Genomic DNA, 12,512 nt, shown 5'->3' on the forward strand with positions numbered 1-12,512 from the left:
GGCTCGAATCCGAGGGGTACCCGATGGGCCGCCGCCGGACACGTCGGATCCCGCGGACGGCGTCGAAACCGAGCCAGTGCTCCGCCTCACGCCCTCAGCTCGGCAACCCGCTGTTCAGCGGGCACAAGACCGGCGCACGCGAGGCGGCCCGGGCGCGCTCGGCCCGATCGATGCCCGCGCTGGTTCCGCAGGTCCGTGAGGGGAACCCTCAGGGACTCTGATTCCCTCAGGGTTCCCCTCACGTACCGCACGCCACCCCGCCGCCCGGCCTCGACAGCGGGGCCCCTCGGCCCGGACAGGCCGCATCCCCATCACGCCGAAAGCGCCGCCTCGAGTCGCTGGCGTCGGCCCTCACACCGGGTCCGGCTCCCCCAGCTGCGCGGCCGGACCGTCCAGCTCCTCGTGCCGGGAGGCAAGAGTCCCCGCCAGGTGCACCAGCTTCACGTTCAGCTGCTGCGAAGTGCGCCGCAGCAGGTCGAACGCCTCCTCCGCGTCCAGGCCCCGGCGCGCCATGATGATGCCCTTGGCCTGGCCGATCACGTCCCGGCTGTCCAGCGCGCGCCGCAGCTGCGCCTGGTGCAGTTCGCTCCGGGTGACCGCGTCCGTTTCGGCCACCGCGAGGGTCGCGTGGCTGGCCAGGAGCAGCACGACGTCACGATCGGCGTCGGCCAGGCCGCCGGGGGTGCGGGAGTAGAGGTTGAGCGCGCCGGAGAACCGCGACACGGCGTCGTCGACCAGCGCGGTCGCCAGTACCGCGCGCCAGCCGGCCTCGGCAGCCTCCGGAGCCCATCGCGGCCACTGTGCGTCACTGCGCAGGTCGGCGCTTTCGAGGAATTCGGGCCGGTTCGGGATGGCGGCGTCGTGGCAGGGGCCCTCGCCCAGCCGGTACTGCAGCCGGTCCAGGTCGGCGGCCGCCGGGTCGGTGTAGGCGGCGGTGTGGAAGGTCCCGTCCGGCGCGCGCAGCGTGATCGACACCAGTTCGGCGGCGGGCACCAGCGACGCGGTCGCGTCCACGATCAGCTCCAGGACCTCGCCGACGGTCCGCGCGGCCAGGAGCATCTCGGTGAGCGTCCGGAACTGCCCGCCGGAGGGCCGCAGCGACTCGTCCTCGAAAGCCAGCGCCGCGGACGCGGAATCGGCGACCGGCACGCCCTCGTCTTCGAGCACCCGGCGGGCCACTCCGCCCTCGCGGCAGGCGAACACCGCTTCGCTCGGCTCGGCGGTCTTGCGCAGCGCGGCGAGGTCCTGGCTCGAGAACGAGGTCAGCTCGCTCAGCTCGAAGACCACCATCCTCGGCTCCGCCGACAGCGCTTCGCCCACTTCGGCGCGCAATTCGGCCGGATCGCCGCTCAGCCGCACCACGGCCGAGTAGTCGACCGCCGACCCGTTTCCGCCTTCCACGATTCCTCCCCGCCAGCCCGGACTGTCCGGCAAGCGCCTGCCAAAGTACTCGGATCCGGGACCGGACGCGCACCGCTCGGTTCCGCCACGCTCGCGGACAGCGTTCTGGCCCGGCCCGCCGGATTTCCGGAAGGGCCGGGCCAAAACGGAACAGCTAGCCGACCTCGGCCGCGACGCTCCGCGCGGCGGCACCCGCATCGACGGCGTCGGCAAGGCGTTCGACCACCCGGAACTCCCGGTCGAGCCCGAGAATGCGCAGCGGCCGCAGCACCGCGCGCTGCCCGGCGACCACGGCGAACGCGACGCCCGCCGCGTCCGCCGCCCGGGCGGTGTCGGTCAGCACTTCCAGTCCGCTGACCGAGCAGAACGTCAAGGCGGAGACGTCGGCGATCAGAGCAGGCGGACGCAGTGCCAATTCCTCGGCCAGCATCGCGCGCAGCCGGGCGGTGGAGCGGAGGTCCAGTTCTTCGGAGACCGCGACGACGGTTTCGCCCGCGGTGGCGGTGATCAGAGTTCTCGCCGGTGTCCCCGGCAGATACGAAAGCGTTTCATGCACCATGGAGCCCTCCTCGCAGATGCGAGACCGGGCCGACGCTGGCGACCCGGCCCTGGGCCCGAGGCAAACGGGCCGCATTGGTCAGGCGACGGCACGTGGGCTGAACCGCTCCTGGCCCGACCCTACCGCAGTGCCGCGCCCGCCGCACTGCCCTCACCTGCCGAAGCATCGATCTCGCCGGAGGCAAGGTGAACAGTGGACAGTGCCCGGCACCCGGACACAAGCGACAGCACTGGAACGCCCGGAGGTCGAAACCGTTCCATGCCAGCAACTACCCACTATCCATAATGGACTGTCCAGGTCGCGCCGCCGGAGCGGAAGCCAGTGTTCCCCGCGCCCAGGTTTCGCCCGAACCGACGCGGGTACCCGAACAGCATGGCGACCACCCGCGCGACCGCGAGCCCGGACTTGTCCGAACTGCCCCCCGGCCGACATCCGCCCGCAGCGCGCGTCGGTCCGTGACACTGGGCGCATCGTCGCGCGGGTGGTCGCCCCCACCGTCGGCATCGGCCTGATCAAACGCCGCCCCCGCGCGATGGCCGCGGCACAGAAACTGCGGGTCGACAGTTCGGCAATCAGTCTGCTGCACGACCTCGGCGAACGCTACGGCCCCGGCCCGCTCGACCTGCCGGTCCCCGGCCGGTCGTTCCGCCTGGTGCTGGACGCGAACCACGTCGGCGCGCTGCTGGCCGGCACGCCCAGTCCGTTCAGTCCGGACACCACCGAAAAAGCCGCGGCCCTGCGCCATTTCCAGCCGCACGGCGTCCTGATCTCCAGCGGCGCCACCCGCGCCCGGCGAAGGAAACTCAACGAAACCATCCTCGAACCCGGCCGCGCCGCGCACGAACTCGCCGGGTCCTGGGCGGAAACCATCCGCACCGAAGCGCACGAAATGCTCTCCGGGTTTCCGGACCTCGACGCGACCCAGTTCACCGAGCACTTCTGGACGATCATCCGCAAGATCGTGCTCGGCGGCGACACCACCGCCGACCGGCGCGTCACCGACCTCCTCGACCAGTTGCGGCTCGACGCCAACTGGGCGTTCGCGCACCCGCGCCGGGACGACCAGCGCCGTCAGTTCCAGTCCCTTCTCGACCGTCAGCTCGGCCTGGACCGCCCCGGCAGCCTCGGCGCCGCGATGGCGAAACAACCGGCCGACCCGGACGTCGATCCGACCGGCCAAGTCCCGCACTGGCTCTTCGCTTTCGACGCCGCCGCGATCGCCACTCTTCGCGCACTCGCTTTGCTCGCAACACATCCCGACGAGCTGGCCGAAGCCCGGCGCGAAGTCGCCGAAGCGGATCTCTTGAAGCCGCAACAGCTTCCGTACTTGCGTGCCTGCGTTCTGGAGTCCATCCGGCTCTGGCCGACGACTCCTGCGCTGCTGCGCGAAAGCACCGAGGACACCGCGTGGGGTCCGGCGGAAACGACGTTCCTGATATACACGCCGTTCTTCCACCGCGACCCGGAAACGTTGCCGTACGCGAATTCCTTCGCCCCGGACATCTGGCTGGACGGCCGGGCCGAAGCCAACCCGGCGCTCGTGCCGTTCAGCGCCGGGCCCGGCGTGTGCCCGGGCCGCGACGTCGTGCTCTTCACCGCCTCGACCCTGCTCGCCGCACTACTGCAACAAGCGGGCTTCGCGCCGCGAGGCACCGCCGCCGACCTGCAGCCGGGGCGGCTCCCCGCGACGCTCAACCACTTCGGCATTCGCTTCGCGCTGTCCTAAGGCCTACTTCAACCGCTCAAGCAGCGCGTCGCAGCGTCGCAAAACGCGGGCAGGTCAGGCGTTCCTGACCTGCCCGCCGTTCCACCGCGATCCGGAAATGTTGCCGCACGCGGATTCCTTCGTCCCGGACATCTGGCTCGACAGCCGGGCCGAAGCCAACCCGTCGCTCATCCCAACAAGCGGGCTTCGCGCCGCGAGGCACCGCCGCCGACCTGCAGCCGGGGCGGCTCCCCGCGACGCTCAACCACTTCGGCATTCGCTTCGCGCTGTCCTGAGGCCTACTTCAACCGCTCGAGCAGCGCGTCGCAAAAGGCGGGCAGGTCGTCGGGATTGCGCGACGTGATGACGCCGTCATCCGTCACGACCTCGCGATCAACCCACTCCGCACCCGCGTTGCGCAGGTCAGTCTGCAGCGACGGCCACGAAGTGACTGTCCGGCCGCGCGCGAGCCCGGATTCGGCGAGCAGCCAAGGGCCGTGGCAGACGGCTGCGACCGGCTTGCCCGCAGCGGCCGTTTCCCGGACCAGCGCGACCATCGGCTCGCTGGTGCGGATCTTGTCCGGCGAATACCCGCCGGGCACCACGACCGCGTCGAAGTCCGCCGCGCCGACCTCGTCCACTGCCTGGTCGGTGGTGATTTTGGTGCCGTGCAAGGCGGTCAGCTTCTTGCCCCGCTCCAGGCCGACGACCACCGCCTCGTGCCCGGCCGAGCGCAACCGCTCGCACGGCACCAGGAATTCGTCGTCCTCGGTCATTTCGTCCACGAGCACTGCCACGCGGGCCATGCTGGTCTCCTCTCTGAACGGCGTCCGTCGCCGCCCGGTTACCCGCCGTCCGGCCGGGCCATGCCGCTTGTGCGGTGTCCCACGACAGCCCCGCGGTTCCGCGACGGAAAACGCCGTGGAACCGCGGGGAAAACCGCCTCAGCCCGGGGGTTCGACGTCGCCGCGCCAGGACCCCGTTTCGCGTCCGCGCTGCTCGATGAACTGCTTGAACCGCAGCATGTCCCCCTTCACGCGCCGGTCCAGGATGCCGAGCTTGTCGGCGGCGTTCTCGGCGAACCCTTCCGGGTCGAGCTCCATCTGCGCGGTGACCCGGGTCTTCGTGTCGGCCAGCCGGTGGAACGTGATCACCCCGGCGTGGTCCGGCCCGGAATCCGAGCGCCACGCGACCCGTTCGTCCGGGTGCTGCTCGGTGATGGTCGCGTCGAACTCCCGCCCGACGCCGCCGAACCGGGTGACCCAGTGCGTGTGCGTCGCGTCGAGCTGGCGGATCTCCTCCACGCCCTCCATGAACTCGGGGAACGATTCGAACTGCGTCCACTGGTTGTACGCGGTCGACACCGGGACGTCGACGTCCACGATTTCGGTGATCGTGCTGCTCATTCGCTCCTCCTCGCAAGCGGGTACCGGCACCGGGTGCCCGGGGCGCGCCGGGACGAAACCGGCGCGATTGCCCGGCCGCGCGCCGGGTACCCGTCGAGAGGAAAGGAGGCGCCCATGCGAGTCGTGATCGTCGGCGGCGGGTTCGCCGGATACCACGCGGCGCGAAAACTGCTGCGCACGCTAGGCGACCGCGCCGAGATCGTCGTGCTGAACCCGACCGACTATTTCCTGTACCTGCCGCTGCTGCCGGAGGTGGCCAGCGGGATCGTCGACCCCCGGCACGTCGCGGTGTCCATTCCGGACACTCTGCGCGGCGTGCGGCTGGTGCTGGGCACCGCGGAATCGGTCGACTTCGACGCCCGCACCGTGACGTTCACCGACCCGGAGGACCGCAAGGGGAAACTGGAGTACGACCGGCTGATCCTCGCGGCGGGCAGCGTCAACAAGCTGCTGCCGATCCCCGGGGTCGCCGAATGCGCGCACGGTTTCCGGGGCCTGCCCGAAGCGTTGTACCTGCGCGACCACGTCACCCGCCAGATCGAACTGGCGGCCGCGACCGACGACCGGGCCGAGCGCGACGCCCGGTGCACGTTCGTCGTCGTCGGCGCGGGCTACACCGGCACGGAGGTCGCCGCGCAGGGCCCGGAGTTCACCGCCGACCTCGCGCGCCGCCACCCGGAACTCGACGGACAGCCGATTCGCTGGCTGCTGCTGGACATCGCCGAACGCGTACTGCCCGAATTGGACCCTCGGCTCGGCGCCACCGCCGACCGGGTGCTGCGCGAGCGCGGCGTCGAGGTCCGGATGAAGACCTCGGTGGACCGGGCGGACGTCGAAGGCGTCACGCTGACCACTGGCGACGCGGTGCCGACGCACACGCTCGTGTGGTGCGTGGGCGTCCGGCCTGATCCGCTGGTGTCCGACCTGGGTTTGGAAACCGTGAAGGGCAGGCTGGTCGTCACGCCGGAGCTGAACGTGCCCGGCCGCGACGACGTTTTCGCTTGTGGCGACGCGGCGGCGGTACCGGACCTGACCCGGCCCGGCGAGACCACGCCGATGACCGCGCAACACGCGCAGCGGCAAGGCAAACTGGCCGGAAGCAACGTCGCCGCATCGCTCGGCGTCGGCCGCTCGCGCCGGTACCGGCACCGCGATCTCGGTTTCGCCGTCGACCTCGGCTCGGGCCAGGGCGCGGCCAATCCGCTGCACATCCCGCTGGCCGGGCTTCCCGCCCGGCTCGTGACCCGCGGCTACCATCTGCTGTCCCTGCCGGGAAACCGCCTGCGCACGGCCGCCGACTGGGCGCTGCAGAAGCTCGGGCGGCGGCAGACCGTGCAGCTGGGTCTCGTCCGCTCCGGCGCGGTGCCGCTGGACACCGCCTCGCCCGAGCTGCCCCGGACCCGGTGAGACTTTCCCGGACGTTGGGAGGAAGAAATGGACACACACGAACTTCGCGCGCTGCTGACCGACGGGCCGTTCGTCTCGATGCACTTCGACGAATCGCACGACACCGAGGACGCGGCCAAGCAATTGCGGTTGCGGCTCAAGGAGATCGAGGCGGCGCTCGAAGACCAGGGCGCGGACCGGCCGACCGTCGAGGCGGCTCTTCGCGCCGTGGAAGAAAGTACGCCGCCGGTCGGACGGGCCGGACGCACCATCGTCGCCGCGCACGGCACCGTGCTGCTCGACCGGCGGCTCGCGGCCCCGCCGCCGGCGCAGGAGGCGCGCTACTCGGCGCTGCCGTACTTCCTGCCGACGGTGAGCCACCTCGAAGAGGCACCCGCGCATCTGGTGGTGCTGGTCGACCGGACCGGCGCCGACATCGAGGTGCACCGGCCCGACGGCAGCGTGGAAACCGAGACCGTGCACGGGCAGGAACACCCGGTGCACAAGGTCCGCGGCGGCGGTCCCGCGCACCGCGACATCCAGTCGCACGCCGAGCAGACCACGCACCGCAACCTCTCGGAAGTCGCCGACCACGTCGCGAAGGCCGCCGAACGCGTGCGGCCGCGGGCGATCGTCCTGGCCGGCGAAGTCCAGGCCCGCACCGAACTGCGCGAACGCCTGCCGGAACCGGCCCGCTCGCTCACTTCGGAGGTCGACGCGGGCGGCCGAGCCTCCGGTGCCGACCGCGCCGAGCTGGACCGAGCGGTGCACGAACTGCTTACCGGACAACGGTTGCGCGAACTGGACGACCTGGCCGATCGCTTCCGCGCCGACGCCGGGCGCGAATCGGCGCTGGCGGTCAGCGGGTTGTCCGCCGTCACCGCCGCGCTGGCGGAGTCGAACGTGGCGACGCTGCTGGTCGGAGACTCCGGCGAGGCCAGCGTGTACACCGGCCCGGAACCGACCCAGGTCGGCGTGGCGAAGCCGCGACTGGACGCCCTCGGAGCGGACGACCCGGCCCGCCGCCGCGCCGACGAGGCCCTGCCGTACGCGGCGGTGGCCGTCGGGGCGGACGTCGTGGTGATGGACGAACGGCTCGACCTGGCCGACGGATTCGGGGCGTTGCTGCGACATCCGTGACGTGCGTCTATGGGCCCGGGTGCCTCGGCACCCGGGCCCTTTTGTCTACAGTGGACCTTTACCGCAACGCGGGCAGCAACTCCCGCTCCGCGAACTCCACAAACCCCGGCTGCTGCTCCGCCCCACCAATCTGCACCAACGCCAGATCCGTGAACCCAGCCTGCTCGAACTCCTTCACCGCGTCCACAATCGGACCAGCGTCCGGCCCGCACGGGATCCCCGCCGCCACGTCGTCCTCGCTCACATACTGCGTCGCCGCGTCGAACGCCCGCGTGCCCGGCAGCTCCGCGTTCACCGGCCATCCCGAGCCGAACCAGCGGAACTGCTCGTGCGCGCGCCGGATCGCCGCGCCGCGGTCCGGGTCCCAGCTGACCGGCAGCTGGCCGATCTTGCGCGCCGGCGGCCCGATCCGGTCGTGGTCCCATTCCGTGCACAGGTCCGCGTTCGGCTCGACCGCCACCATCGCGTCGGCCACCGGCGCGAAGCGCTGCACCGATTTCGGGCCGGACACGGCGATCGCGATCGGCACCCGCGTCGGCGACAGGTCCCACAGCTTCGCGCCGTCGGCCTGGAAATGCCGGCCGGTGTAGGTGAACGTGCCGCCGTCGAACAGGCCGCCGATGATCTGCACCGCCTCGGCGAGCCGGTCGTGCCGCACCGACACCGACGGCCAGCCCTGGCCCACGACGTGCTCGTTCAGGTTCTCCCCCGAGCCGAGCCCGAGGGTGAACCGGCCGTCGGACAGCAGTTGCACGGTCGCGGCCTTCTGCGCCACCACCACGGGGTGGTAGCGCATGGTCGGGCAGGTCACGAGCGTCATGAGCTCGATCCGCTCGGTCGCCTGCGCCACCGCGCCGAGCACGCTCCACGCGTACGGCGCGTGGCCCTGTTCGGCCAGCCACGGCGAATAGTGGTCGCTGCAGGCGGCGAAATCGAATCCGGCCCGCTCGGCGGCGGTCGCGCAGCCGACCAGCTCGCGCGGCCCGGTCTGTTCAGTCATCAAGGTGTAGCCGATGCGCATGTTCTCCCCGTTCGACGGGCTCTTCGCAGGGCGCGTACGCCCCGGAACCTCTTTCTCCCCGCCCGGTTACCCGGTCCCGGCCCGGTTCACCCGTCGCGTCCGTCCGAAAGAGACGCCCGCGGTCAGGACCCGGCCAGCGCCGCCTCGACCGTCGGATACAGGGGAAGGCTCTGCTCCAGTCCAGTGAGCTGGATGGGCCGCACCGTGGCCCGGCCGGACGCGACGATCCGCAGGACGGCGCGCGCCGCCCGGTCCTGCGTCATGGTCACCAGCGCGGTGAGCCCGGCCGAAGCCAGGAATTCCACCGCGGCGAGATCCACCACCAGCACCGGCGGAGCCGCGGCCAGCACCTCGTCGACCGCGGCGGTCAGCAGCGGCGCGGTGACCATGTCGACCTCGCCGTACACCGTCAGCACCGCGGCCGGGGGCCGATCCGCGCGCTCGACGCGGAACTCGCGCACCGGGTCGCTGCCGGGATCGGTCGGCTCGTCCATCGCATGGTCCCGTCGTCGGTCGGCCCTGCCCGGCCGGGCAGGCGGGAAGCACCCCACCATGATGCCCGTCCTTCGGCCGCGACGCAGGCGAGCGACGATCAATCCGCTTCGTCCGGTTCCGCCGCGGCATTATTGCCGACGCGCTTCCTTACGCCATTTGCCTGATCTCCCGCCTTCTCTCCGAGCAATGTGGTGACAAATTCACGCCGCGCGAATGGCCGCGGCCGCGGAATTGCCCAGCGATCCCATGTTTCACTCGACCGAGTGAGGGTATCCGGCAGTGAGCACACCTCATTCCCCACTGAGAGAAGGAAGACGAGGTTTACCCGTGATTGTTCTCGGCGTCATTCTCCTCGTGATCGGGTTCATCACCTCGATCCAGATTTTGTGGAGCATCGGGATCGCCCTGGTGGTGATCGGCGCGATACTGGCGGTGCTCGGCGGGACCGGACGCCGAATCGGCGGCCGCGCCCATTGGTACTGATCCAGCGGAAACGGAAAACAGCGGCTAAGGCTCCGGGACGCGTCCCGGAGCCTTAGCCGCTTCGCTCAACCGAGCCCGGCCGCCAGTTCGCGCGCTGCCCGCACCGTCGTCAACCCCCGCTCGCGGGCGCGCGACAGCACCGCAGTTGTCGTGTCCGCGATCGCATCGATCTTCGCGTTCGCCGCGGCCTCGTCCATCCCGAGTTCCTCGCGGCCGACCGCGTGGACAATCCCGCCCGCACTCGCGACAACGTCCGGGATCCACGTGATCCCCCGGTCCCGCAACACCGTCGCGACCTCCTCGGCGGCGAGCTGATTGTTCGCCGGTCCCACGATCAGCGACGCCCCGCACGCCGCCGCCGACTCCGCCGTCAGCAGGCCGCCCGTCGCGGCAGGCACGAGAATGTCCAGCCGCTCCCGCACGAGGTCCTTCGTCGTCCAGGTCGCGCCGAGCCGCTCCGCGACCGGCCGAAGCCCGCCGTCGACGTCCGTCACGACGACCTCCGCCCCGCGCGCGAGCAGCGACTTGCAGATGAGCCGTCCGACGCTCCCGAATCCGATCACGCCCACCCGCAGCCCCGCGACCGAACCCGGCGCGACACCGGCCTGAAGCGCCGCCAAGACTCCCCGTGCGGTCGCCGCGCTCGACGTTCCGCTGCCGCCCTGGGCTTCCGGACGGCAGAACGCCCAGCCGTGCGCGAGGCGGTGGATCTCCGCCATGTCCTCGGACGTCGACCCGATGTCCGGCCCCGCGCGGTAGCGCCCGCCCAGCGCGGCGATCGCTTCGGCGATGTCGGCGATCAGGTCCGGCCGCCGCACTCCCTCCGCGGGCAGGATCGCGACAGTTTTGCCGCCCCCGCAAGGAAGTCCGGCCAGCGCGCACTTCATCGTCATCGCCGCCGACAGTCGCAGCGCGTCGTCCACCCCGTCCCGCCACGACGGATACTCCTTGATCCGGCAGCCGCCGATCGCCGGTCCCCTCGCTGTCGAGTGGATCGCGACGGCGATCGCGACTCCCGACCTCGCGCCGCGGACGACCTGCAGTGCTTCACCAGCGAAACTCTCTGTTCGGTTCACGAACGCCAGCCTGCCTCTTCTGTCGCTCATCGAAGCGCAGAGGCAGTGATATGTTCGGCAAATGCCTGAAATCCCGAACCTGGATCGGATCGACAGCCGCATCGTCCACGAACTCCAGCAGGACGCCCGGATCCCGATGCGCGACCTCGCCGAACGCGTCGGCGTCGCGGCGTCCACCTGTTCCGAGCGCATTGGCAGGCTGCAGGCCCGCCAGGTGCTGACCGGGTTCCACGCCGAGGTCGACCTGCCCGCGCTGGGCAGGTCGGTGCAGGCCATGGTGTTCGCGCAGATCCGCCCGCTCAGTCAGCCGATCATCGACCGCTTCCGCCGCGAGGCGCTGGCGATGCCGGAGGTGATGGCCGTCTTCGTCCTCGCCGGCGGCGACGATTTCCTGCTGCACGTCGCGGTCCCGGACGTCTCCCGGCTGCACACGTTCCTGGTCGAGGATCTCAGCAGCCGCAAGGAGGTCGTGCAGTTCCGCAGTTCGATCGTGTTCGACCACAGCCGCAAGCGGGCGATCGAGAACCTCGCCGGGGATCAGTGACGCGGGCGGACGCCGGTCAGTGACACTGGAATTCGACTCCGGTCGGCCGGTCCGGGCAGACGGCGCAGACGAAGACGTACACGTCCCCGACGTCGCCCAGCATCAGGTCCAGGCGGCCGGCCCCGCTCCGGTCGGCGGGGATGACGCGCTCCTTCACCGTTTCCGGCGCCACCGCGGCCGTCGTGCCGCTGAAAGTGCGATAGGCCGCGGTCGTGTCGAACTCCTCGTCGAGCCCGATCTCCCGGCTGGTCGTGACGCCGTCGACCAGCGCGAACTCCACCCGCTTCACGAAGGTCGCCGCGGCCTGCTCCTCGAGCGGCATCCAGGTTTCCCAGCCCCCGCCGGCACTCTCGGCCGACGAAACCGTCAGCAGGTGGTCCATGCGATGCCCGCGCTCGCATTCCGGCCACTCCGGGTACTGCACCCAGCCGATCCAGCCGCCGACCTTCGAGCCCGGCGCGACCGACAGATGCTCGTAGTACGTCCAGTCCTTCCCCTTCTCCCACTCCTCGATCCGGGCCCGCAGCCGCGCGGAGGGCAGATCGTCCCAGTGCGGGAACTCCGTCACCCGCTCCGGCCAGATCCGGCAGGGCGACGGCAGGCTTTCCTCGTCGCCGAGGCCGAGGTCCGGCTCCGGCGCCGCGCGGACTTCGGTCACGCTCGAGGAATCGCGCCACCGCACCAGCGGCCGCGGACCGTAGTGCGGCTCGTGATCGGTCGGGCACCACAGCACCTGGCATACGTCGGTCCCGTCGGGAAACGGCAGCTCCGGGATGTCCCGCCGGTAGAACTGCGCGATCGGCGCCATGGGCAGCGCCGCGGCCGGATCGTCCGCGAAATCGACGCGCCGCAGTTCGCGGATGCTGGTCTCCAGCCTGGCGAACTCCTCGTCGAGGGGGTGCGGCCCGAGGTATGGGTACTCGTTCTTCTCCGCGCGAATCTCCTCCTGCCGCCGCTGCAGCCGCTTTCCCTCCGCGCTGGGCAGCGGCCGCGAATCAGGATGGTCGACCGTGCACACCGGCCACGCCTCGTCCGCGGGCCACAGCAACGGCCCGCCCAGCGACGAATCCCGCACCGTCACCGCGTCTTGCCACGGATGCAGCCGCACCGTGGTCCGCGCCAGCCCGGCCAGCTCCGGAAACACCTTCGCGACGTCCACCGGTTTGCCTGGCGTCGTGAACCCCTTCACCCTGACCTCCCCTGCCAGTCCCGCGCCAGCCTAGCCGAAACCGCCAATCCGGTCTCCAGCATCGCGTAAAGACCAATTAATCCGCCGCGGCAAAAGAAACCCACCTC

At 70.9% G+C, this 12,512-nt stretch carries 13 protein-coding genes; 5 read left to right on the forward strand and 8 right to left on the reverse strand.

The genetic code is table 11. The features are described from left to right. Positions 1 to 351: 351 nt before the first annotated feature. Both AB5I40_RS08170 and AB5I40_RS08175 read right to left on the reverse strand, forming a co-directional pair. A complete protein-coding gene (locus tag AB5I40_RS08170; protein ID WP_370937824.1) occupies positions 352 to 1,401 on the reverse strand; it encodes a GAF and ANTAR domain-containing protein in 1,050 nt (349 codons plus the stop codon). 154 nt (positions 1,402 to 1,555) lie between these two features. Then, positions 1,556 to 1,960 carry an STAS domain-containing protein gene (locus AB5I40_RS08175; RefSeq protein WP_370937825.1) on the reverse strand — a complete coding sequence of 135 codons (405 nt, stop codon included), beginning with the start codon at positions 1,958 to 1,960 and terminating at the stop codon, positions 1,556 to 1,558. A 481-nt stretch (positions 1,961 to 2,441) separates the two neighbouring features. Between AB5I40_RS08175 and AB5I40_RS08180 the strand changes: the two genes are divergently transcribed. Further along, complete coding sequence (locus AB5I40_RS08180) at positions 2,442 to 3,686, forward strand: cytochrome P450 (protein WP_370937826.1); 1,245 nt, start codon at positions 2,442 to 2,444, stop codon at positions 3,684 to 3,686. A 278-nt stretch (positions 3,687 to 3,964) separates the two neighbouring features. Here AB5I40_RS08180 and AB5I40_RS08185 read toward each other — a convergent pair whose 3' ends face one another. Together AB5I40_RS08185 and AB5I40_RS08190 are read right to left on the reverse strand one after the other, a co-directional pair. Next, on the reverse strand, positions 3,965 to 4,471 hold the full coding sequence (locus AB5I40_RS08185; RefSeq protein ID WP_370937827.1) for a type 1 glutamine amidotransferase domain-containing protein: 507 nt from the start codon (positions 4,469 to 4,471) through the stop codon (positions 3,965 to 3,967). A 138-nt stretch (positions 4,472 to 4,609) separates the two neighbouring features. Beyond that, positions 4,610 to 5,071 carry an SRPBCC family protein gene (locus tag AB5I40_RS08190; protein WP_370937828.1) on the reverse strand — a complete coding sequence of 154 codons (462 nt, stop codon included), beginning with the start codon at positions 5,069 to 5,071 and terminating at the stop codon, positions 4,610 to 4,612. 114 nt (positions 5,072 to 5,185) lie between these two features. On the opposite strand from AB5I40_RS08190, the gene AB5I40_RS08195 reads away from it, so the two are divergent. Then, a complete protein-coding gene (locus AB5I40_RS08195) occupies positions 5,186 to 6,478 on the forward strand; it encodes an NAD(P)/FAD-dependent oxidoreductase (protein ID WP_370937829.1) in 1,293 nt (430 codons plus the stop codon). A 27-nt stretch (positions 6,479 to 6,505) separates the two neighbouring features. Continuing rightward, a complete protein-coding gene (locus AB5I40_RS08200) occupies positions 6,506 to 7,597 on the forward strand; it encodes a Vms1/Ankzf1 family peptidyl-tRNA hydrolase (RefSeq protein WP_370937830.1) in 1,092 nt (363 codons plus the stop codon). Between the two features lie 58 nt (positions 7,598 to 7,655). On the opposite strand, the gene AB5I40_RS08205 is transcribed toward AB5I40_RS08200, so the two are convergent. Further along, entirely contained in the window at positions 7,656 to 8,618 is a 963-nt protein-coding gene (locus AB5I40_RS08205) for a TIGR03557 family F420-dependent LLM class oxidoreductase (protein ID WP_370937831.1), read from the reverse strand. Positions 8,619 to 8,740: 122 nt separating this feature from the next. After that, complete coding sequence (locus AB5I40_RS08210) at positions 8,741 to 9,112, reverse strand: STAS domain-containing protein (protein WP_370937832.1); 372 nt, start codon at positions 9,110 to 9,112, stop codon at positions 8,741 to 8,743. A 328-nt stretch (positions 9,113 to 9,440) separates the two neighbouring features. Here AB5I40_RS08210 and AB5I40_RS08215 point away from each other — a divergent pair, with 328 nt between their 5' ends. After that, a complete protein-coding gene (locus AB5I40_RS08215) occupies positions 9,441 to 9,596 on the forward strand; it encodes a hypothetical protein (RefSeq protein ID WP_086024889.1) in 156 nt (51 codons plus the stop codon). Between the two features lie 65 nt (positions 9,597 to 9,661). Here the strand turns inward: AB5I40_RS08215 and AB5I40_RS08220 are convergent, their stop codons facing one another. Then, entirely contained in the window at positions 9,662 to 10,672 is a 1,011-nt protein-coding gene (locus tag AB5I40_RS08220) for a Glu/Leu/Phe/Val dehydrogenase dimerization domain-containing protein (RefSeq protein WP_370937833.1), read from the reverse strand. Positions 10,673 to 10,733: 61 nt separating this feature from the next. Between AB5I40_RS08220 and AB5I40_RS08225 the strand changes: the two genes are divergently transcribed. Then, on the forward strand, positions 10,734 to 11,216 hold the full coding sequence (locus tag AB5I40_RS08225) for an Lrp/AsnC family transcriptional regulator (RefSeq protein WP_370937834.1): 483 nt from the start codon (positions 10,734 to 10,736) through the stop codon (positions 11,214 to 11,216). Between the two features lie 16 nt (positions 11,217 to 11,232). Here the strand turns inward: AB5I40_RS08225 and AB5I40_RS08230 are convergent, their stop codons facing one another. Continuing rightward, entirely contained in the window at positions 11,233 to 12,405 is a 1,173-nt protein-coding gene (locus tag AB5I40_RS08230) for a hypothetical protein (protein WP_370937835.1), read from the reverse strand. Positions 12,406 to 12,512: the final 107 nt, after the last annotated feature.

The organism is Amycolatopsis sp. cg13 (assembly GCF_041346965.1).
GTDB lineage: Bacteria > Actinomycetota > Actinomycetes > Mycobacteriales > Pseudonocardiaceae > Amycolatopsis.